This is a genomic window from Cupriavidus sp. L7L (assembly GCF_004353535.1).
Lineage (GTDB): Bacteria > Pseudomonadota > Gammaproteobacteria > Burkholderiales > Burkholderiaceae > Cupriavidus > Cupriavidus oxalaticus_A.
Genome location: NZ_SMNY01000032.1, coordinates 1 through 21,605 on the forward strand (window position 1 = coordinate 1; position 21,605 = coordinate 21,605).

22 protein-coding genes and 1 pseudogene are annotated in these 21,605 nt (G+C 62.5%); 10 read left to right on the top strand and 13 right to left on the bottom strand.

Features of this window, described 5'->3' with window-relative positions; genetic code table 11:
• Positions 1-209: IS4 family transposase (locus tag E1J61_RS26670; protein WP_305791051.1), on the top strand; the 209-nt coding region annotated here is incomplete at its 5' end.
• A 225-nt stretch (positions 210-434) separates the two neighbouring features.
• On the opposite strand, the gene E1J61_RS38680 is transcribed toward E1J61_RS26670, so the two are convergent.
• The 3 genes from E1J61_RS38680 to E1J61_RS26675 form a co-directional block, all read right to left on the bottom strand.
• Positions 435-566 (bottom strand): hypothetical protein, encoded by a 132-nt coding sequence (locus tag E1J61_RS38680; RefSeq protein ID WP_256376142.1) that lies wholly within the window; start codon positions 564-566, stop codon positions 435-437.
• 85 nt (positions 567-651) lie between these two features.
• Positions 652-804: a hypothetical protein gene (locus E1J61_RS37515; protein WP_165971549.1), complete on the bottom strand. Its 153-nt coding sequence runs from the start codon at positions 802-804 to the stop codon at positions 652-654.
• 328 nt (positions 805-1,132) lie between these two features.
• On the bottom strand, positions 1,133-2,131 hold the full coding sequence (locus E1J61_RS26675; RefSeq protein ID WP_133096944.1) for a PRTRC system protein D: 999 nt from the start codon (positions 2,129-2,131) through the stop codon (positions 1,133-1,135).
• Between the two features lie 1,096 nt (positions 2,132-3,227).
• Here E1J61_RS26675 and E1J61_RS26680 point away from each other — a divergent pair.
• Entirely contained in the window at positions 3,228-4,385 is a 1,158-nt protein-coding gene (locus tag E1J61_RS26680; RefSeq protein ID WP_133096945.1) for an integrase domain-containing protein, read from the top strand.
• Between the two features lie 273 nt (positions 4,386-4,658).
• Complete coding sequence (locus E1J61_RS26685) at positions 4,659-4,940, top strand: HU family DNA-binding protein (protein WP_133096946.1); 282 nt, start codon at positions 4,659-4,661, stop codon at positions 4,938-4,940.
• Positions 4,941-5,040: 100 nt separating this feature from the next.
• Here E1J61_RS26685 and E1J61_RS26690 read toward each other — a convergent pair whose 3' ends face one another.
• From E1J61_RS26690 to E1J61_RS26735, 10 genes and pseudogenes are all read right to left on the bottom strand, one after another.
• On the bottom strand, positions 5,041-5,961 hold the full coding sequence (locus E1J61_RS26690; RefSeq protein WP_371704751.1) for a DNA/RNA non-specific endonuclease: 921 nt from the start codon (positions 5,959-5,961) through the stop codon (positions 5,041-5,043).
• Between the two features lie 29 nt (positions 5,962-5,990).
• Positions 5,991-6,581 carry a hypothetical protein gene (locus E1J61_RS26695; protein WP_133096947.1) on the bottom strand — a complete coding sequence of 197 codons (591 nt, stop codon included), beginning with the start codon at positions 6,579-6,581 and terminating at the stop codon, positions 5,991-5,993.
• A gap of 57 nt (positions 6,582-6,638) precedes the next feature.
• Positions 6,639-6,911, bottom strand: coding sequence for a hypothetical protein (locus E1J61_RS26700; RefSeq protein ID WP_133096948.1), 273 nt, complete (start codon positions 6,909-6,911; stop codon positions 6,639-6,641).
• Positions 6,912-6,978: 67 nt separating this feature from the next.
• Positions 6,979-8,100, bottom strand: coding sequence for a phage Gp37/Gp68 family protein (locus E1J61_RS26705; protein WP_133096949.1), 1,122 nt, complete (start codon positions 8,098-8,100; stop codon positions 6,979-6,981).
• Positions 8,100-9,500 carry an RNA-guided endonuclease IscB gene (gene iscB, locus E1J61_RS26710; protein WP_133096950.1) on the bottom strand — a complete coding sequence of 467 codons (1,401 nt, stop codon included), beginning with the start codon at positions 9,498-9,500 and terminating at the stop codon, positions 8,100-8,102. Before iscB ends, E1J61_RS26705 begins: the two co-directional genes overlap by 1 nt.
• A 653-nt stretch (positions 9,501-10,153) precedes the next feature.
• Positions 10,154-10,486, bottom strand: a complete 333-nt coding sequence (locus E1J61_RS26715; RefSeq protein ID WP_243736987.1) for a hypothetical protein — start codon at positions 10,484-10,486, stop codon at positions 10,154-10,156.
• 22 nt (positions 10,487-10,508) lie between these two features.
• Complete coding sequence (locus E1J61_RS26720) at positions 10,509-11,738, bottom strand: DUF1173 family protein (protein WP_133096952.1); 1,230 nt, start codon at positions 11,736-11,738, stop codon at positions 10,509-10,511.
• A gap of 12 nt (positions 11,739-11,750) precedes the next feature.
• Positions 11,751-12,299, bottom strand: coding sequence for a 3'-5' exonuclease (locus E1J61_RS38385; RefSeq protein WP_243736988.1), 549 nt, complete (start codon positions 12,297-12,299; stop codon positions 11,751-11,753).
• A complete protein-coding gene (locus E1J61_RS26730) occupies positions 12,296-13,687 on the bottom strand; it encodes a transposase (protein ID WP_133096953.1) in 1,392 nt (463 codons plus the stop codon). Before E1J61_RS26730 ends, E1J61_RS38385 begins: the two co-directional genes overlap by 4 nt.
• Positions 13,684-14,308, bottom strand: a pseudogene (locus tag E1J61_RS26735) (IS607 family transposase). Before E1J61_RS26735 ends, E1J61_RS26730 begins: the two are co-directional and overlap by 4 nt.
• 150 nt (positions 14,309-14,458) lie before the next feature.
• On the opposite strand from E1J61_RS26735, the gene E1J61_RS26740 reads away from it, so the two are divergent.
• The 7 genes from E1J61_RS26740 (at position 14,459) to E1J61_RS26775 (ending at position 21,467) form a co-directional block, all read left to right on the top strand.
• Entirely contained in the window at positions 14,459-14,980 is a 522-nt protein-coding gene (locus E1J61_RS26740; RefSeq protein ID WP_133096954.1) for a hypothetical protein, read from the top strand.
• A 449-nt stretch (positions 14,981-15,429) separates the two neighbouring features.
• Positions 15,430-15,888 carry a hypothetical protein gene (locus E1J61_RS26750; protein WP_133096955.1) on the top strand — a complete coding sequence of 153 codons (459 nt, stop codon included), beginning with the start codon at positions 15,430-15,432 and terminating at the stop codon, positions 15,886-15,888.
• Between the two features lie 202 nt (positions 15,889-16,090).
• Positions 16,091-16,465 (top strand): hypothetical protein, encoded by a 375-nt coding sequence (locus tag E1J61_RS26755; RefSeq protein ID WP_133096956.1) that lies wholly within the window; start codon positions 16,091-16,093, stop codon positions 16,463-16,465.
• 127 nt (positions 16,466-16,592) lie between these two features.
• Positions 16,593-17,075, top strand: a complete 483-nt coding sequence (locus E1J61_RS26760; RefSeq protein ID WP_133096957.1) for a hypothetical protein — start codon at positions 16,593-16,595, stop codon at positions 17,073-17,075.
• A 125-nt stretch (positions 17,076-17,200) separates the two neighbouring features.
• A complete protein-coding gene (locus tag E1J61_RS26765) occupies positions 17,201-17,986 on the top strand; it encodes a hypothetical protein (RefSeq protein WP_133096958.1) in 786 nt (261 codons plus the stop codon).
• A gap of 119 nt (positions 17,987-18,105) precedes the next feature.
• Positions 18,106-21,219 carry an SNF2-related protein gene (locus E1J61_RS26770; protein WP_133096959.1) on the top strand — a complete coding sequence of 1,038 codons (3,114 nt, stop codon included), beginning with the start codon at positions 18,106-18,108 and terminating at the stop codon, positions 21,217-21,219.
• Positions 21,216-21,467, top strand: coding sequence for a hypothetical protein (locus tag E1J61_RS26775; protein ID WP_133096960.1), 252 nt, complete (start codon positions 21,216-21,218; stop codon positions 21,465-21,467). Before E1J61_RS26770 ends, E1J61_RS26775 begins: the two co-directional genes overlap by 4 nt.
• Positions 21,468-21,605 lie beyond the last annotated feature (138 nt).

A 21,605-nucleotide genomic window follows, 5' to 3' on the forward strand; every position in this document is an offset into this window, starting at 1 on the left:
ACGAGATTCGGGGGGCATACGTGCTCGCCAAGAAAGCTCGCCCGAAGACACCGGTCACACTCAATCAGATGATTCGGTTGGTTGCTTCCCTTGGTGGGTTCCTTGGGCGGAAGAGCGATGGCGAGCCCGGCGCTAAGACAATCTGGATCGGCATGCAGCGAACCATGGACGCCGCGCTCACCATTCAAGCACTACGGGAAGAGTCCTGACTTCCGTATAAGGAAATGCTCTCAACCCCGGCCTAAACGCCGAGGCTTCCCGCACACTTGGTGACGAATCTGGACGGATGGTGTTCGTAGGACGCAGCCTGTCTCTGGACTCCGCAATGGATTTCTGCTTGCCGACGCTGCACTGAGCCGGCCTTCCCATTAACGACAAAGCCCAGCAATTTTGCTGGGCTTTTTTTCGTTTACGGCGAGACGCCGGCTGCGGGGTCAGCCTGCCTTCCGTGCCTTGACACCGCGATGGCACGAGACAACTGCCTCGATGACGCAATAGCAGATCACTACTGCGAACACGAATCGATTGATGTCGGTGTTGGTCGAAAGATAGTCGAAGAATTGCATGGATATGGTTCCTTTCGCTGGTTCGTTGAGTCTAGATTGCCATGGAGTTCGAGCGTGTCAAGGGTGGCCGGGGCTCGTCAATGTATCAATCGAAGAACCTGGACATCGCCGAATTCACCGCGTTCAGATCCAGATTGCTGGCAGGGAGGACCGTTTGGGCTTCGAGTTCCCGGGGGACATGGTCGCTGACCGACGCCTGGGAGAGGTCTGTTTGCGAGCTCATGGCAATGGTGTCCACTGGTGGGGTCTCACGGCGAGCGGGGGCCGCTGGGGGGGGAGGCAGCCCATGAACCGGAGCCGAGGCCGGGGCCATGGCAGGTGCAGGGGTGGGAGTCAGATGCCGGTCTGGCCGGTAGGTAAGCGTAGCAAGGATCCCGCCGGCGGGCGGTTGCAGAGCTGCACCGCTACTCGCCGAAACGATCACTTCGGCGCCCAACTCAGCCAGGCGACGGAGGACCTCCGCTCTCAGGCGGGGATCACTGATCTCGGCGAGCTGGGCGCAAAGCCGCGGCGTCGTCAGCGGGCTGAGGGCAACTTTGATCGCGAACTTTTCCATAGCCAGTTACTCAGCCCCGGGCTTGACGCGCGCTGCCGATGTCGAAGAATCCCCGGACATTGGCGTAGCAGGGGGATTCCATGGCGACGATGTGCGAGCGCGGGAAGGCCGCGCGGATGGCGCCGGAGTATAGGGCACTACCGCCACCGGTCAGGACGATCGCCGCGATATCTTCCGTGCGGCCTACCCGGGTCTGCATCTCCTTTACAGCCATTTGGCACTGGGCCTTGGCGACTTCGAAGTACGGCCGCAGATCAACCATCTTTTCGTAGTAGCGCATGAGCTTGCCCTCGCGCAGCGACTTGTCGATGCGCTCGATGTCTCCGGTCGGCTCCCCGCCTTCATCGGCGGAAAGGAGCGTGGCCACCTGCTTGTAGATCCGAGAGGATCCGCCTGGTACGCCACCGCTTCGGGTGTCGTCCATCATGTAGCCGCGGGCGACGACCCAGTCGGTCGTGAAGTAGCCGACATCCACGATCAGGCAATTGTCATCGGGATCCAGATCCTTGCCCGACTGGCGCATGAAGGTCACCAACGAGCCGAGGGGTTGGGGAAGCGCGACGACGCGCTTGATCGTGACGTCGCCGGCACCGAAGTCATGGGCGCCGGTGAATCGGTCCTGAAGGGTGCCCGCGTACTTCTGCAGCGCATGGACGGGAAGCCCAAGAATGAGCTGCCCCACGTCCCTGGCCTGCGCATAATGAAGCGCACCAAACAGCAGGGCGGCATACTCGGGCGTGGTGACGAAGTCTTCTGAAAGCGTACGTCCGTTGTTGCCATAGGCCGAGGTGATCGAAACGTCTGGGCCGACCTCGTATTCGGCGCCGTCAACATTCACATGAACGACATCGCGAGCCTTGAAGTAGCCGCCACCGTGGCTGGCCAGGTTCGATGCCGAGCGCGTGGGGGCAAGCGACGGAAACATGCGCGTAGCCACGTCTGCGCCGAGGGGGAAAGCAAATTTGGTGTTTCCGTAGCCGACATCGACCGCAATGGTATTGGTGCTCATTTGAAGCTCTCCTTGGCATGTTGAACGTTGTCGGAGCGCGCTGGTGTTAGATGTCTGACAGATATCTGATAGCACGGGCAATCTGGTGTCACCAGGTATAAGCAAGTGACACCAAGGGTGTGATCAGCTATCACCTGATGAGACCTGCTCTCCCGCAGCTAACACTTGCTCTCCGATCTCCTTCGAATCTACTCCGCGCCACGCGAAGTCAAGGTTTCGAAAGCTCGCGAAATTGGCGGCGATTTCGTTGCGACGGCTCGGAGGTTTGGTTTATGCTTGGCATACCTTCAGCGTCCCCGACGCATCGACATCGCCGACATCTGCGCGGCAAATTCATCACCCAAAGCCGGGCAACCGGGCCTTGCGGTGCCTGTTGTTCACGCCGGAAATTGAACCGGCATTTTTTTCAATCAATTCAAGTGGACCGTGTCGGATAGTGAGGACACCGGACACCGCGATACCAAGCCGATTGGCGGTCTGTTCGTGAAAATAGACCGTAGTGTGGACAATTCCGAAGCCGGACACCGGACAGGTGCTCTATGGGATTGCCGCGAATGCCCGACGCCCTTTCAGCCGGTTGGCTGGGCGCGGATCACGAAGCCCGACACACCGCGGCGGGAATGATCCGGCTTTGGGGCGGGGAGCTGTTTGCGTACCGATCGACGGTGGACGCAGGCTTCTGAGCAATACCGACCCGGGGGGCGCTACCGGAACCAGAACGGCGCAACAAGTAATCACCCATCACGGCATCGGCCGGCGGCATTCAGGACCTGTCCTGGCGCTGTCCGGACTGGCATCGCAAGATGCACCGGATAGGGTGGCCGCGCAGCGGCGTGCAAGGCCGAGGCCTGCACCCGCACAGCGGACAGTCACGACGCATTGCTTCCATGCTCAGGGCTGATCGGTTTGGCATCGCTAAAGGACAGGAAGGTAGTGGCGGGACCGGCTGGGTGGGCCGGTAAGCCGGGGGTGGTACCCCGGTGCACCGAGGGGGCAATGCCGGATCGGGGTCGGCGCTGCCAGCAATGAGCGGCGGGCGTCCATAGGCGGGCATTCGCCTGGCGCCGCATGCGTAGCGCAACCTTCCGAGGACCGTATGATCAAGACTATCAACCTGCGCCCCATCATTAACCAGTACAACCTGCCAGAACGGTTCAAGACTGAGTTTGCTGTGCTGACTGCGGAAAATTTGCACCGACCGCATAGCGGAACGCGGGTGAGCGGCAGGTCGCTCTCGCAAATGTCGCAGCGCCAGCGCGTGCAGGCCCTGCTGGCAATGTTTGTGGAGCTGCGCGACATCGGCGGCATGGCCGTCAATTCGCCTTACAGCATCCGGCAGAAGCACATCCGCTGGCTGGTCCAGTATTGGGTGGCGGATCGGAAGCTGAACGTGGGCACCGTGGAGTTGCGCCTCACCCACTTGCGTGCGCTGATGTCATGGATGGGCAAGACCAACATGGTTGGCAGGATCGAGGACTATGTGGAGCGGCCGGCCGGCTATGAACGTACCTATATCGCACGCGAGGACAGATCCTGGGACGGTAAGGGCATTGACGCTGCGGCGAAGATCGCAGAGATCGAGGTCACGGACCCGCATGTCGCGCTGCAACTCAAGCTTGAAGCTGCGTTTGGCCTGCGGGCAAAGGAAAGCTGGAAGCTGCGTCCGGCCTTGGACGTGCTGCCATCGGGGATGCTGCATGTGCACGATGGCACCAAGGGCGGAAGGGCCCGCCGCGTCCCGATCGAATTCGGCTGGCAGTACGAATTGCTTGGTAAGGCTGCGACACTCGCCCATTCCACCAATCCAGAGAAGGGGACGCTGATTCCTGGACCGTTCACCCAGAGCCGTTGGCGCCGGCGCTTCTATACCGTCCTGGAGAAGCATGGAGTAACGAAAAATGGTGCGGGCGTAACTGCGCACGGACTGCGCCACCAGTTCCTGCAGCAGATGTACCAGCGGGAGAGCGGCCAGGCCGCGGCGGTGAAGGGCGGAGGGAAAGTGGTCGATGTCCAGGCTCACCTCGATGCTATGCGCAAGGTGGTGGAGGCGGCTGGCCACAGCCGGGCCACGAAAGCGAACGCATATCTGTCGACATACGCTACTCAGCAGTCAATCGGACGGACTGATCCCACGCTGGAGGATGTAAAAGCCGCGATCGCCGCGGCCGGTGGGAATAAGGCTGTCGCGGCGCGCGAGCTTGGGATCTCGCGAACGAAGCTGTATCGGGTTCTCGCGCGGGAGCTGAGTCTATGAGGCACACGGCAAGAGTGATTGCTCTCTGGGCAACGGGACGAATCCGATGGCGGACGCTTGTCTATGCTGTCCGAGAGCGGCCGGCGGTCGTCGTGGGCAAATGCGGCTACTACCAAGTCGGAGATTTGTAGGGATACCCGTATGGGGAGAGTGCAAATATGATGAGGATGCTGAGCGTCCTCGGAAAGCTCATCTAGGACCTATAGTATTTGCAGAAAAAAGCGGCATTGCCTCGAAGACAATGTCTGCTGTTTCCATGGAAAAGGAGAATTCATGACGAAAGCCGAACTGATCGACGCCATCGCCTGCGGTGTGGATGGGCTGACGAAGACCAAGGCCGATGAGGTGCTGAATGTGACGCTGACCGCGATCATGGAGGCTGTCGCCAAGGGCGATGGCCTGAACCTGGTCGGCTTCGGTTCCTTCAGCAAGGGCGAGCGCGGCGAACGTCTGGCGCGCAATCCGCGCACCGGTGAAGAGATCAAGGTGGAAGCTGCCAAGACCGTGAAGTTCAAAGCCGGGCAGCGATTCCGGGAGGCTGTCAATCAGGAGTGATTAGCGTCAGGAGCGGTGTTTGTCCGCGAAAGGCACGTCTTTTGGCGTGCCTTTCGTCTTTTTGAAAGGAACATGTTCCTTCCGCGGCCGCGATGGCTGGCTAACGTGCGTGGGCGAGGGCCAACGACAGGATTGCGCTTGCGTCGCGGATCACGTGGTGGAGAGCGTCCGGCGCCGGCGAGTCTGCGACGGCTTCGCCCGATGCAAGCCATGCGAACGCGACGCGACGGGCCGGCTTCTCACCTGGGTGCGGGGTGGGAGGGGGCTGGTCCATCGCCGTGGCGTTCATGGTCTTGGGGAGTGCGGGAAACGGGTCGATCCCTGCAAAGTGCCGCAATTCTGCGACGCTAATGACGCTGTACGCGGGCGTCGCGTCGTTGCGGACGATGTAGACACCAGCGCCAACGCCTGGCACGTGGATCGCTTTCCAGATGAAGTCGGGGATGCGCACGCGGCCCAGCGTCCTCGGAGCGCCGACGAATGCGGGCCCGGTCACCACTTGGATGGTGCCGTGCTGGCGGGCCAGCTTGCGCGTGGACGTCTCGATATGGCTCCAGGTGCGGCGGTTCGACACGCTGTTTTGCGGGACGACGTTGGCGAGGCTGAAGCTTTCCGCTTGTGATGCCTTGTCGGGGAAGTCGCCGCTCGGGGCGAGGTGCCCTCGATCCATGCCGGATCCGCGTCGGTAGTCGGCCAGCCTGGCGCGGTCGGCTTCGGGCAGTCGGTCCTCTTCGTAGAAGTCGCTGTCCCGTGGCAGCTTGCGCGCGGCGTCGACAGCCTCGCGGGTGAGACGCTCGGCAGCCCAGAGGGCCGTGCGTGTCTGGCTCGAGTAGAGAACCGCGTAGGCCCGGTAGCACAGCAGTTGCGTGCGAGCTGCCGTGTGAGTTGTGGGTTGGCCCGCAGGCAGCACGTGGGCACAGGCCTCTCCCGTGTCGCGTGCGCTTGCCGAGAGGGATGAGAGGGCGAGAACGACTGCGGCGATAAGCGGGCGGGTCATCGGAAACCTCATGGGAATGAACATGCCTTCAGCTTGCCCGCCGCTGCGCAATGTCAAGGCTGCCAGTGATCCGGCAGGCTGTCGATGGCCTTGCCGATGAACTCTTCCGCGTCGAGGAGCGGCCAATCCTGATCCGCCAAACTTTCCTCTGCGACCTCTGCGGCCAATGCCGGGACATGCTCGAAGCGCACCATCGGAGCGCCGTCGATATGGATGATCCTCGCGCGCTGTAGCAGCTTTTGGTAGCGGGCGGCTTGCGAGAGAACAGTTTCGGGCGGGCCGACGTGCTTGAACTCGTAGCTGGGCTGGGTAAGGGCTGCAGCCATCGCCGCGAACTTGGGGCCGTTGGTTTCCCAGTCGCTGGTTGTGGAGGCGAGCAGGTTGAGGAAATAGGGGATGTCGGAGGAGGTCAGGGCACGCCGGGCCATCATGGAGATGGCTTCCTGGTCGGCCGGGCGGAGGTCGACGCGGCTGTTCCAGATGGCGCTGAGTCGCGGGAAGGCGGCGTCCCTATTCCTGGGATCATTCTCGACCGGCGGAGTTGACATCCCGCATTCGTCGCAGGCGATCACGGCCTGGAGCCGGCCGGCGACGTAGGTGGGTGCGCCGTCGCAGTGTGCGCATTGAAGGAGGCCGCTAGGCATGGCGAGATCCAGTGCTGAAAAATGCCGGAATTATGCCTGCCCGCGGCTGGGGCTCGGTCAGTTCTGGTCGCCGGCGTGTTCGGGAGTTGGACTGCTGGCCGCCAGGTAGTCGGCTGTGGTGCTCAGGAGGCTTATTCGGGTCGCGCCCTGGAAGCCTTGGAGCATCTCAGCGTGATCACGCAAGGCGGCTCCGATCTGCCAGAACTCGTTGAGCCAGTGGCCGGGCTCGCCCATCGGCCCGCCCATCCGGCCAGTGGCGATCGCTCCCCGAATGGCAAGGACGGTCTCGGGCTCGGGGAATTCTCTGTCTTCGTTGTCGTGGAGCTGCATTGCTATTGACCGTGGGTAGGCAGGTGTATATGAATGGCGCCGGGCTGGAGCCGTTCTGGCTGTCGCATCAGACTGGTCCACGAGACAGTGCGCGCTGGCAGGCCTCGGCCACGTCAAGAGAGGTGACAGGGAACGCGTCATGCAGAGTGCCGTCAAGCAGCCGGCCTGATGCCTTCTTGCCCACCCGGTGCATGACCGTGACTGGAAAGCGACCTTCGTCGCGCGCACGGATGAAATCGTCTCCCTTCTGAAGCTGCTGACCGTGCCTGTCGAGGCAGATGCTGCCGCCGACCCAGGTGCTGGCCTTGTTCACCCATTGCTCAAACGTCTCGAACGTTCGGAATACCGGCTCGCCGGTGGTCGTGAGCACGGAAGCCGTGTGCCATTCGCCCCACTGCTTTAGGAGGAAGGGAACGCCAGCCGCTGCGCACTGATCCCGCAAGCTGCGCGACCAGGCAGGGTGCATCGGGCGTGCGTCGCGTCCGCTCTCACCGCCCGCGATGATCCAGTCGATCGATCCAGGGTTGTAGTCGTTGCCGGACGAGTGCAGGAGTTCGCCTGTGATCGTCGAGAACACGTCGACGTGGCCGAGCAGTGGCTCCATGGAGAGGAAGCGGGTTTTGGCGGGGACACGCAGCAGTTTCGGAATGTCTCGTTCCGCTTCGGCCTGATTGACGATGGTGGCCCCCAACCAGATGTCGGCCGGTGCGTTGCCGGCGATCCAGGTGGCCAGCCACGGCACCAAGGGATTCTCTGCGCAGTCGTCGCGCAGCAGTAGTGCATTGAACGCTTCGCCAAGCCGCTTCATGGCGTTGCCGACGCGCTTGGTCAGCACGAGCTTGTCGAGGTTCGGCGTCTGCCGCCAAACATCGAGCATGTCGATGAACCATTCGAGCGGCACGTCGTTGTCGAACACATCGGCCAGGCTCGCGCAGAAGACGCGCTGCCGGCGGCCGTGCACCGCGGCGAAGGCGGCGTGTGCGAGGTTCCAGCGGAACGGCTTGCGCCAATTGGCAGCGGAGGTGCGCCGGCGCGGCGCGCCGGGGCCCCAGTTCTGGGCCTGGCCACCGCCAAAGCGGGCATTGCGGGTCTCGGCATAGCAGTGGTCACAGCCGGGGCCAATCTTCTGGCAGCCCTCCCACGGGTTCCAGCTGTGGTCGGTCCACTCGATCTTTGTGTTTTCGCTCATCAGTTTGCGCGAGAAACCTCGGCCTTCAGGCCGGGGAGGGATAGCGCGCGACGCGAAGCGTCGCCCCTGGTCTCGCTCTCCTTTGTGGTGGGCGTTATGAAGGAATATCCATACCCGTCGCCGCGCTGGAGCAGATTGCAGTGCTTGTAGGAAATACCCTGCACGGCGCCAGCGGCGGTTTGGATGTTAAAAGAGCCGGTTGCTCGGATGGCAACTCGGCCAATATGCGTACCTGCCTTTTTCCCGGAGGGAACCACCGCCTTGACCATGTCGCCGGTCTGAAAGCCGAACGCGCGTTTGCTGCGCATGAGATAGCCGCGGGCGAAGCCGTGAGCGGTAAGGCGAGTGCGCTGATAACTACCGCGGCCGGCGCATTTGATGCGCAGTATGGGCCGTTGCCAGGTCCAGACGGAATGCACGTTGCCAACGCAGGCCGCGTCTAGCGCATGCGACTTTGGGATGTCGAGACGCCTGCGGTTGTACTTCGTCTGAGCGCCGGACCCGGTTTCGAGGGGCAGCCCGAAGGATTTGAGGGCATTGAGCAGGGCGAAGCGAGTTGCATTCACGGCTGCGGCGTCACGCAGCGGTGCTTTCGCGCGTGCCAGGATGCGCTTGGCGCGATCGGGGTCCTTGCGCAGGAAGACCTCTAACGGAAGGTTCCCCTTCTTCTGGTTGCAGGGCCGGCACGCAAGCGTCAGGTTCGAAACGCGGTTGGACCCGCCGTTGGCCTTGGCGAGGATGTGTTCAGTCTCCAAGGGGCGATCCGTTGCGTCGCAATATGCGCAAGTTCGGCCGAGCTTCGCCAGCAGGTATTCCTTGACCTCGTAGCCCAGGAGCGTGCCTTGCTGGTACTCAACGCCTGAGATCTCCGGGTTTTCCATGGCCTGCATGTCAAAGCGCACCAGTTCAATGCTGAGGGCGGTGATTGGGGCGAGCTTGCGGAAGCGGCGCACCCATGCCGCAGTCGTCTCGACGCGGTGACGAAGGCTGGGCGCGAGCCAGCCTTCCGGCTTTCGACGATTGTCGAATCTGGCCGCGCGATTGCGCGTCATGCGCCCGCGCCGGGCCCGCCGCATGGCGCGTCGGGCAGTAAGTGCCTCGCTGATCTGCCGGCCGCGGTGGATGATCTCGGCCAGCGAAAGCACGAAGGCGACTGGCGCGCCGCCGGCGTCCGAAGCCGTTACGCGGACAATGGCGACACCGGTCTCCTTGCTGCCTGGATCGAGCTTGAGGCGCAGCGGCTGGAGCTCACTGTCCACCAGTCGCCGGTCGGTCAGCCGGATTGCGAACGGTATCAAATGATGCACGCGAGCCCGCCCGCGCTCGAGCAGCAAGCGGGCCCGCTTCTCGCTGCACGGCATGAGCGGCTTGCCGTGCCTGTCCAACACAAAGACTGCCATGCAATCTCTCCTACTAGGTGCCCTTACGGGCCTGGTTACGCGCCCCTTGCGGGGCGTCTCCCTTCGGCAATGTTGCGAACCGGCGATCTGCCCTGATCCGTTTCGTGCTTACCCTGTCGCTTGTCTGCAACCGGGGCTTCGAGAGGTTGGGACTAAGGAAGCATCCCAACGTCGGTCTTGCACCTGTTCGCAACGTAGCGGATTGGCTACCGCTTTGCCTGGTCAACCCGAGCTTGTCAGTTGCCTTTCAAGCTCCGGCCTTTAGGCCGGGGTAGTTGACTGTTGGTCCTCGAACATATCCAGGGTGCGCGTGTCGCGCTCGGGCGGGTTGGCTGGTGCGTGCAGGCGCGATTCATTCGAGCCGCAGAGCTCGCAGACACCACGCCCGCCGGTGACTGGCGAGTGTGGCTGCGACACACGCTTTTCGATGCCCGCTGCGGCGGATGTCTTTGTGGAGATGGAAGTGTGGGCAGGTTTCATGGTGGTGGGAGTGATCGCGGCTACATGGGATTCAGCGTAGCGGGCGACTGGCGATGTCAAGACGGGGGTGGCTATGTGGACGTGCACGGAATGCCGGCTGCCGGTGAGGCTCTCGGCGGCGCTGCGGCGGGTAGGCCGACCGAACGAGGCGAGGACGAACCGCTTTGCCTGGCTCAGGTCGTGGACGCATGAGCGGCGGCTTGGTGCGGGACCGGGAGACCGTAGCGGCCTGCAGCGGCTCGCAGTTCGGCGACATCGACACTGTCGCTGGCGAGCGCGGCGAGGACCTCCTGCGCGAACCCGTGGAGCGCTGCCAGCTCCTCCCCGATGGGTCCGTGCGTGTAGAGATACAGGCCGCTCGGCACGCGCCGCACGGCGGTGGTTTCCGTGGTCATTCGCTGGAGTAGTGCTTCCGCCATGTCCAGCCCGATGCCGAGATGACGCTCCAGTAGCGCAATCGACGCGGCGCGGTGCTGATGCACCAGTTCCAGCGCCTTGCCATACAAGGCGTCGGCTATTGGGATACGATCAGCGTGCATCGGCTGCCAGGGGGCCAACGGGAGGCAGTCGCACGCTGGCAATCGGCGTCGCTACCGCATCCCATTCGAGAAAAGGAACGTCGGCAGTCCGGTAGTGCTGGCGCTTTCTGGCCATCCGCGCCTCGTACTCGGGATTGCCCGTCATGCCAAGCACTTCGATGACTGTCTCCAGCTGGACGTCGGTGAGGACGAAGTCGGGGTGTACCTCCGCCCGACCGACATGCCGCAGCGGCTTGCGGAATGCCCGGCGCAGACCGATCAGGTGATCGGCCATGGCAACTTCATGGGAAGAGTCGCAGGGCAGGAACTGCCGGTTGGCAAGCATGGCCCCGATATCGACCACCGTCAGGTAATTCGAGCGGGACTTCTCAACGAGCAGGACTGCCACACACCGTTGCTCGGCCCGTCCGATGCCGGCGAGCGCCGTTCCAAACGAAGCCTGCAGGCGCTCATACAAGCCCGACGACATGAAGAAGCGCTGCGGGCTCTGGCGCAGGACGACCTTGCCGCCGTACGGGGTGGTCGCGTGCGACTCGATTTCGCCGATTAGGATGCCGCGTGGATTCCCGGTGGCCGTAGGCGAAAGCCTTGCCTGCCACGCCTCAAACTCGGCCAGGATTTCGGACTTTCGCGCCGGGTCCCAGCGCTGCATGATGTGCAGCAAGCCGTCGGCGTCCTTGCCATTGATGCGGCAGTCGGCCAGCTCGGCCGTCAATTGCGACCAGCAGGCGTTCCAGCTGCGCGCACCGGTACCGGGCCACACATTAAGACCGGCCTGCTCCCAAGCGAATTCGAGGAACGCCGGTAGGCCTGCGGATCGCCGTTGCGGCTTGGTGCTCTGGCCCTTCGGCGTTCGCTGGACGGTTTTGACCGGGGTGTGGGTGCTGACCGAAAGTGAGGCGTCGAGGCGGATATCGAGCCGGCCATTGCGCAGGCGGAATGCGTCGAGACTGTCGGCGGCGCCGGACGTCGCGATGGTCTTTCTGTGGAAAGCGCATCCTTCGGCGTGCCGGAACGCCTGCTCCGGCCAGCGCGCGAGCAGGAAGATGTCGCGGTGGCGCCGGATCACAAGTTTGGGCCGCGGCCGGCTCTCGGTGCAGCCACACTCCGCAAAGCCCTGAATCGTCTTAGCCCGCTCGAGGTGGCGCGCATAGCGGCCGGGATCTTCCAGCACTTCCTCCAGCGGAAACTCGTTGCCACCAATCCGTACGGTGATCATGGGGTGTTCTCCTTAGACTCCGGCTTCCCGGAACATGGTGTAGAGGTCGCGCCGGATTTCGCTGACATCGAGCAGGTGCTTCGCGCGGGTCATGGCTACGTAGAGCAGGCGCATCTCTTCCGGTGCCATGGTGAGTTCGCCATCGTCACCGGTCTTGAACTTGAGGTCGCCGGCGAGCTGCACGCGCTCCCATTCGAGGCCCTTGGCCCGGTGGACGGTCGACACGATGTAGTCGGCCTCATCCTCTGGCGAGACGCGGGTGAGGATCAGGCGCAGATAGTCCACCCCTTCGTTGTCGATCAACGTGACGAGGGGCTTTAGGTCGCGGCCGGCGAAGGATTGGGCATATTCCTGAACCTTTGAGGACCACGGGCGGCCGAGCAGAATTCTCCCGACGAGGAACTCTTGCCCGCCGGCAACGGCGATCCCAACCTTGAGAGAACCCTTGCGCGCGAAGGCGGCCTGGCGACGGGTATTGAAGTCGATAGGGGGGGTGGCGTTCGAGGCGGGAAAAGCGCATTGCGGGAAGGTTTGGATTGCTGTTCCATAAAATCTGCTCAAAGTTGAGCATTGGATTTATCCGCACTTCGTTGACGCGACTTGCGCCGCCCAACTGAAGCCCCTTGACGCTCAGTTGCGCCGGAGGAGCGCGCGAGCAGAATCTGCTTCACCTGGAGGTGAGGCATGTACCGGGTGATTTCCCGGTCGTGAATCCTGTTCCGCACGTTCCGCGCAGCATTGGTATCCGCCTGAAGAACGTCCCCGTTGGCACGGTAAAATTTGTCGCCCTCGCGCTTGCCTTGCAGCAAGCGCGTGAACGAGTCCATTTGCGACGTGTAGGCGGCGTTGACGACGACGTGCGTCGCTCCACGCTGCGTGCAAACTTCATCGAGCGCTTGAGCCAGTACACCCTTGGCCCATGCGCTCATGCGGCGGTTGTAGTTCCGCCACTGACCCCTGCCCTTGATGGGCGACGTCAGGTCTTCCGAACCGACCACTGCCGCCTTGTCCACGATGGTATGGACGGCCTGGTAGGCAATCGTGCGCAACCGCTGCTTTGTGCGGTTCCTGCGCGCCTGCAGTTTCACGCGTCCGAGGTTGCACTTCCGGATGCGCTCGGCCTTGGCGATGCGCCCGGCTTTGCGATGGGCTTTCTCAAGGGCATGCAGCCGGTTTCGTGCTTTGCCGGTTCTCGAAACCTGGTCGCTGTAAGTGCTCAGCACGGCGCCGAACGTCTGACCATGATGCTCGCCATCTGAGTCGGCGAAGGCCTCGGTGTAGCCTTTGTCGACGCCAATTTCCCCTGTGCCGCAGGGGCGCCCTTCGGCCTTCGCGGTAGCGTAGTGAATTTCGACCGCGTTACCCTTGACGATCACACGCAGGTTGCAACCCGTGATGTCCACGTTCTTGCCGTTGCTGTTCGTCAGGAGTTCGATCGAAGGGCCATACTGCCTGGCGATGTGTATGGTGATGACCAGGTGCCCGTCTCTGACGCGGCTCTCATGCTTGTCCGAGCGGACGATGAACTGATTGTCGCAACGCGAAACGCCGTGCAGAAAGTACTTGCGCATCATCCGGTGCAGGTACTTGTCTTCTAGCCACTGGTCACGTTTGAGCAGGGTATAGAGCCGCTTTCGCTCTGCCTCGTCGGAGGTCCGCATCGCGATGGCTTGTCGCACCTTCGCGCATGCGGCCGCCTTGTACGTGAGGATGTCGTTGACGGCATCCTTCGTGGTCTCGGCTCGGATCGTGCCGTCCACCGCGAGCGATGCACACCAGCCGCCAGCCGTCACTTCCTTGCGGATGTCAGCCGCACTCTTGCCGACGTTCCCCAGCGCGCCATAGCGACGCCAGAGGTCCGCTCGGACGAACGCCATTGCCCTGCACACCGCGCGAAGCGCAGGCGTGCACGACGAGGTCGCATAGAGAGTGCGGGTGACGGTTGTCATGCCAACATTTCCTTCGGTTTCTTGCTGCCCGGATAGTCTTCCTTGATCTGCTTTTTGTACTTGCGCATGCCGGACAGGCGATATGAGAACGTATGGACGATCGCAAGCAGGTCCTCAAACATTTCCTGCTCTGGCGACAGCGATTCCTGATTGACCACGATGATCTCGCAACCGTTCTCGCGCGCAAGATGGTCAAGCAGGTCGAATCCGAAGCGAACGAGCCCTGTCCTTGTGGGCGATGAGAACTCGCTCAATCTCACCACACTGGATGCGCTCAATCAGCGCGAGGAAACACTTGCGCTTGAAGTTCATGCCGCCGCCGACTTCCTGAATCCACTCGTCAACAGCAATTGCGCCAGCCCGGCAGTATTCCTCCATCGCCGCCACCTGAGATCGCAAGTCGTCGCGCTGCCCAGCGCTACTGACGCGGCAGTACACGATTGTCGATCGCTTCTCAGGCCCGCCGCCAAGCATTGCGCGAACATCGGATTCGTCAAAGTACCGATTACCGGAAGGCAGGCGCTTAGCCGCCAGGATGCCTTCGCGCTCCCAGCGGCGCACTGTACTGGGAGCCCGCCCGAAGCGCTTTGCGAATTCGTTGATCCGATAAACCTTACATATCAGTTGCTCGCTCTTACATCCAAGATACCGAAGCCGTCGACAAGTCAAGGAGGCCGGCGCGCATGTTGCGCCGCGTACCATTCTCAGGCCGAATTCCGCCGCACGTAGAGGTGAAAACTATAGAATTTCGCGCGTCATTTACGGAAAGCCATGTCTGAACTCCCCATTCTCAAGTTCCGCGAGGTCTCCCTCGGCGCGCGCCCGAAGGGCGAACGCGAAGTTGTCCCGCCGGGCGATCCGTCCTACGACGATATCGCCCTGATGGATGCACTCACCTTCCGGCGCTATCTGGATCGTGTTTTCTGGCATCCGTGTAGCGAGGTGCTGCGCTTCGAAGTGCGGGCCGTGCCATCGCCGGCGGGCAGAATCTATGACGTGGTGGCGCTGGTTGCGCCGGGCGAGGGCGAGGTATGGTTTTCGGAACAAGCGTTGCCAGCGCGGTGGGATTACGTGGCAATCACCGAGATCAACTACGGGCTATCGAAGCGGCTTCGATCGGAACTCAAGGCCGCAGGCAAGATCCCCGACGAGTACCAGGCCTTCGACGATGGCCCATTGCCTGACTTCTCCAATCTGGAGAACCCCGAGGAGGTCGCGCAGCGGCGCTGGTCCGTGGTTGACCGGCTACGCGAGGCCAGCCGAAGAGCTCGTATCGCGGCAAAGCGCGACTGAGTTAGCGCGACAATCCGCTCGGTCCTTGTCCCGGCGTTCGAGGCGCGGTAAGATTCGGACCACTCTCCGCGCTACTGCGCATCGACCTCTGCCGGCGTACCGGCCATCTGCTTTCTCACCCATTGGGGCCTTCCCCAATGGAGAAGGCTCCATCTCCTGGAGCCTTTATGTACATGTCCTCTCGCACGACTGGGTTGGCTGTCCTTGCGACAGTCTCCTGCTCGCCATGCTCTATTTTTTGCAGGTTACACCTGACGTTCGCGTCGCGATGATGCAGGTGTCCATCTGCATCGACTTTCAGTTGCTCATTTGCTCTGCCTGGCTTCTCGCCAAGCTGTTGTTCCCAGCGAAGACCACTGTCTCGCGCTGACGGCGATTTTCGCCTCTCTTCCACCCTTCGGGATACACATCCCGCAAGGGGGTGTTCCCGGCCATATCGGAGCACTGCCATGCAAGTCCAATCCCAGTCGGCTATTCAGAGGGCAAGGATTGCGGTCGACCCGTCCGCCGTCCAGACACAACCATGTAACTCCGCAAAGGAGATCGCGAGACGGTTTCTGCTCTCGAAGCGCGCGCTTGATCGGCAGCCCGTGGGCGAAGTGGTATTGCGCAAGAGCTTCTTGATCGCCGAATCGGGCCGCATGAATGCGTCGAGTACGGAGAACATGCGTTCCTCGTTCGAGGCGCTCGCGCAGTTTGCGGGCGAAAGTGGCTTCGATGAACTCGCCGCCGCACTCGGCGCGATCGACGCGACGCTACCCGCGTCCCAGTTGTCTGGGCGCTTGCCGGGCCTGCATATTCTCTTCTTTAAAGGCTGGTGCGAGTTTTGCTTTGCGGCGGACGAGGTCGACACACTCCTTTCTTTCGTCTCGAAACACGGCGCGACCTTCAGGTTTGATCACTACTGATAGTCCAATTGTTCGGCCATTCGATCACGGAATTTTTCCGCGATCTCCTTCCCAACCCGCACGGGAATGCCTCCCATATGGGCCGGCTTCCGTGCTTATCTCCGATCTAGCCATGGAAGCTTGCAAACAATCCCTGAGTCACCTCGGAGCCGGCAGGTGGAATGTCGTCGACGTAGTCCGCGACATTCTTGGAACTGAGTTAGTGGCACTGGTACAGAGCGATGTCGAACCCGGCAAGACTCTTATCAGACACGGCGAATTGGCAGGGTTTTCGCCCGCCGTCAAGGGCACGATGCAGGATTGGATGGCCGAACTCGGAATCAAACCGACGGACCTTCCGCCTGTAATCGAACTGCTGGACCTAGATGCGTCCGACGCAGCGAGTGTTGCCGCCGCCGCGCACGAAGCATGTCATGCGTGGCTGTACAACCGATTCCCTGAAGACAACCTTTACCGGGATGAGGCATACACCAACCGGCTGGCCGGAGAATGGGTGTCCGCCAATCTTCAAGGCTTTCAGCAGCACGTTGCGCGCGAGGCCATCCTCGTGAGCAATATTTCCTACGGTCTTAACTGACCGAAGTGCCGCGCCTCCCTTGGGAGGTGCGGCTCCCAAAACGAGTCCGATCATGTCGGATGGTCGTCTACCCGCTGGGAAACTTCCCGGTGGGGCGTTTCCCAGCTCCGCATCCAAAGGAAACGCCATGTCCCAAGAATTCCTCGAAATCGAAGTCGGTCCCGCACCGTGGGAAGAAGAATGCGCGCAGGTCGGCAGCGATGACTATGCCAAGCGCTCTCCTATGGAGTGCGCGGTGTACATCCGCCAACTGGGCCGGATCTTCGGTGTGCACGCGCCCGAAGTGCTGACGTTCGTGCGTAGAAGCTTCCCTCACGATTTCGGCCGCTATCACGAGGTGGTGGCCTGCATGAATGTGGCAGGCCATGCGCTGTTCGATGAGTCGCGCTTGCCTGCGCAGTGGGATCACGTCGCCCGGGCCGAACTGGCCTGGCTTTGCTTGAGCGATCGCTACCGCCGCTTGCTGCGGGATGGCGAGTGCGAGCTGCAGGACGTGCCAGCTCTGTACCGCCTTGGGGCGATTCCGGATTTCCCGGATCACCCGGTCGCCCACTGGCTGGCGTTGGGTATCGTGCCGATGCCCACTGGCCCGGCTCTGGCTTTCCATTGATCCAGCCTTGACGGCAGGGCGACGAAATCGGCGAATACCCGGTTAAGCGAGCCCGCCCCCTCATTTTCACCCCTTCGGGAGACCTCCCGTTGGGGGGTCTCCCATATCCTTCTTGAGAGACCACTATGTACAAGGAAATCATTGAGCAGTTCATCGCCGCGCAGAAGGCGGCCCACGCCTCGTATGCCGCCGCTGCAGCTTTCGAACGCGAGACAGTCGCTGCGGTTCCCGACCACTACCTGTCGGTAGGGCTTCGCAGCGAATACAGTACGGAGCGAGAGCTCGAAAAGTTCTGCCGCTCGGTCGCCGGTGGTGTCGTCAATCGCGCCCGGCGCGAGTTCGCCCCCCAGGGCGCGCGTCTCGATATTGCCCACGAGGACGAGTACAAGCGCGCCGGCCTGGATATCGACGCGGCCCTGAGGGCCGGGAGGATCCCAGACATCGACGGGCTCTGGGCCTCGATGGCCCGCCGCTATGGCGGCCATGGTGGCGCGGAGCTGGCCTACCAGCAAGCCGCCCAGCGAATCATTTCCGGTTTCGGCCTCAACCGCAAGCGCGAAGTCCAGCGCACTGCCGCGGCGGTGGTGCTGCGCAAGCACGTCATCTCCGAGGCTGTCCACCGGCGATCAACGCGCCAGGTGGGCTACTACAGCCGCGAGAGCACTGCGAATTCCCTGTCTGGCCTCGCGACCTTCGCTGCCAAGGCCGGTCATCACCTGCTGGCTGGCGGGCTCAACCAGGTCAACGTGCACGACGTCCAGTACAACTACCGCGAGAAGCACAGCTATCCGGGGCTCGACATCGTGTTCTTTAAGGAGGCGTGGGAGTTTCGGTTCTCCCACCAAGTCGCCGACGACCTGATGCTCTTCCTCGGCGAGTACGGCGAAGCGTTTATGCAGGAAGCCGCGTAGGCCCCGTGCGTCCAGCGGCAAGTCGGCATATCACCTCAGTCTGCATAGCCGACCTCGGCTTGCATCCCCTTGAAGCCCCGTCAGTTTCTGACGGGGCTTTTTCTTTTCTGGAACCCATCATGTCTACTACTTGGTATGCACCCTTGCGGGCGCTTGTCAGCCTTGGCTCTCAGGCCGAGAAAATCGCGAACATGGGCGAGTTGCACGCGGCGCGTCAGCGCCACCTGTCCCAGTTCTTCACGCCCGATGCCATTGCCCGGCTGATGTGGTACGCCTTCGGCCACTGGCAGCCCAACCGGAGGTTGTCGATTCTCGACAACTCGGTCGGCTCCGCTCGCCTGCTGCAGTTCGCGGACCCGGTCACGCACAGCCTGTACGGCGTGGATGTGCACCAACCAACGATCGAGGCGGTGCAACTAGCCGTCGAGGCGGCTGGCTTTGACGGCAGCTTTCGGCACGCCGGCATGGAGGAAATCCATCCGACGCGCTTCGATGTCGCCCTCATTAACCCGCCGTTCTCCATCCATCTGGAGTCGCCGCACCTGAAGCCCTACGACTGCACTACCTGGGGCCGATTTGGGGCCAACACCAGCGCCCTGAGTCATGAATATGCGCTGTCACAGGCACTCGACGCGGCGCAGATCGTGGTGGCACTGCTGCCCACAACCTTCGTCGACAAGTTCGCCGGCCTGGTGATCGGCCACGGCGAACCCTTCGCCGATGCGGCAAGGCGTGTGGTCGGCGTGTTCGACCTGCCAACGAGCGCCTTCCGGGAGGAAGGGGCGGAGGTGCGCACCTCCATTGCGGTTTTCGCCCGCTATCGAATGCGCGCCCGCGATTTCGTGCGGCAAGCCGTGTCGGATTTGGCCCAGCTCCTGCCTGCGCTGGAACTGCAGGCCGAGGATGGTCTCTATGGCGAACCGCGGCTCGGTCACCAGCTGCTGGATGACGAAGGGCCGGCCATCACGCGTCCGGTGACCTCGCAGAAACGGGTACGGATGTCGCATAACGGGCGCCGCATCGTGCTGGGATTCGAATGCGGGTTCGTCGAGGCGATGGTGCTCAACCGTGTGCTTGAGAGCCGCATTGTGCCGCTGGAAGGCCAGCGCCTGCCGCGTGGCTTTCGCTACGCAGGCACGGGTCGGCTGGATCTGGAGGCCTATCTAGTGCAGCCCGATCCGATCAAGGCATTGGGCGCGCTCGTCGGCATGGTGAAGGCCGCCGGCGGTGAGCCGGAGTTTGCGCCAGGCTTCCTCGAGCACTTCCACCAGCGTCTGCGTCGCAGCATGCGCCAGGCGTTACCCTTGCGCCACGCGGTCTGGACGACCGGCGTAGGTGCCGCCGATACCATCGTCGGGACGGCGACCAAAACGCATCTTGTCGATTCGTCAGTATGGGGCGGTCCGGTCATCAAGGCTGGCCAGACGGTGCGATTCGAACGGCAGGCCGATGGGCGCTACCAGTACCGGGTGCGCGACAAGGTCTACGTCGTCTCGCTGGACGAGATCACCACCCGCTACAGCGTCGAGAAATCGGCGCAGGCGTGGGAAGTCGTGCACGAGGGGCTGGCCGCGCGCTATCCCGGGCAGGCCGAGCGGCTGCGCAAGCGGCTGCTGGCGCTGGGTATTGACCGGTGGCTGAATTGGCAGTTTCAACAGGACGACCTGGTCGAACTGCTGCTCAAGCCCAACGGTGCGGTGGCGGCGTGGGAGCAGGGCTGCGGCAAGTCGCGTCTCGCGGCGGGATTGATCCTGCTGTCCGGCGTCAAGCACGGACTGATTGTCGTTGAGGCACGCCTGATCGCCGAGATGCGCGCCGAGCTGGAGCAGGTCATGCCGGCCTCGGACGTCCATGTAATTCAGTCCCCTGAGGACCTGGCGCAGCTTGGCCGCCTCAACCTGATCGCCTATGAGCGCCTACGCATGCCTGTCGACCGGCAGGCCTCGCGCCGTGTCACCTACGCGCACCGGCTGCGCCGTCGCATCAGCCTGCTGGTGGCTGATGAGGGGGAGCGCCTGTCCAACCCGGCCAGCGACCAGAGCCGCGCGCTCTGGCAGCTGTCGGCGAAGCGGCGCTACATCCTGACTGGCAGCCCCATTGCCAACTATGCGCGCGATATCTTCGGACTGATCGCGTTCACGGGCGGTGACGGCACCGCGGCTCAGCCATATGGCTACCGACGTGGCTACCTGGAAGCTAGCTGGCTCGCCTCGGTGCAGCATGCCGAGCGCGGCATTGATCGCTTCCGCAGCGATTTCGTGGTGCTCGAGTGGGTGACGTGGGAATTTGCCGAAAGCCTGCAGGATGGGGCCAAACGCGAAGTGCCCAAGATCGGCAACCTGCCGCGGTACCGGCAGATGCTGGCGCCGCACGTGAAGCGCCGGTTGGTGTGCGAGCCCGATGTAGCCCGCTATATCCGCATCGAGCCGCCCGCGGTCGAGGTGGTTGAGACGGACTGGGATCCTGCGCACTTGTCGCTCTATCTGCGGACGGCCGACGAGTTCGCCCAGTGGTACCGGGACGTGCGAAAGGTGGAAGGGAAGTCCAACAACCTGATCGCGATTCTGGCCCGCATCCGTGCCGTGCACTTCGCCGCCAACTACCCGCAGCATGGGGTGGACGGTGTCGGAGCGCTGGGGCAGCTGACCAGCAAGCAGCGCGCGGTAATTGAGCGGCTGGAAGCCATCGCAGCGGAGGGCAAGCAGGCCATCCTGTTTGCCGAGAACCCGGGCGTCATTAACCTCATCGCCAGCCAGTTGAAGGCAAAGGGGGTAGAGACGGTGCCGTTTCACGGCGGCATTCCGATTGCGAAGCGCGTGGCCGACAAGGACAAGCGTTTCGTCGGCGGCACTGCCACGGGGCTGTTGTGCACCAAGGCGTCGGGCCGGGCGGGCTACAACCTGCCCAATGCCGACTACGTGCTCTTCTATGACCGTTCGTGGACGTGGCGCATCGAGTATCAGTCGATGCGGCGCGCGCTGCGGTGGAACCGAAAGGGGCAGTTGAAGGTGGTTTATTTCCATCTGCCCGGGAGTCTAGATATCTACCAGGACCAGATGGTGGCGCACAAACGGGATGCCATGGAGGCGGGCCTGGACTGGGCGACACCGGAACTGGAAGACGAGGCGTTCCTGCATATGGACACGCTGTTGGACGAATTTGTTGACGATCTCGCCAAGCTGCACGGTCGCAAGGCCCGGGATCAACGTGAACTGCTCAAGGAGGCAGCATGAAAGCAAACGAGTGCAGCATCGCCATTGGAGAGGGGCTGGCAACGATCAAGCGACGCGGCACGCGTGGCACGACCGTTGCCCACATTCTCGGCACGATCGAGGCGGACGGGTTGGAAGTCGTCTGTCTGGACCGTCTCGTTCACGGCATTTTTGAGAGCGAGATGGACGGCTGGCAGGTTTCAGGGGCCGTCACCAGCGTTCTGGCCAGGCCGATTGGCCCCATTCCAGCGAGAAGTAGTCGAAATTGACCAACTTTCGGGGGATGCCTCGGGCATAAACCACTTTAAGATCAGTTCAGTAGCGCGCCCCGCTACGGAATTGCCTCTCAAGATGTACCCGTTCCCTCAGGCCCTCACTCGTTGGGGGCCATTTTTTTGTCGCAGATC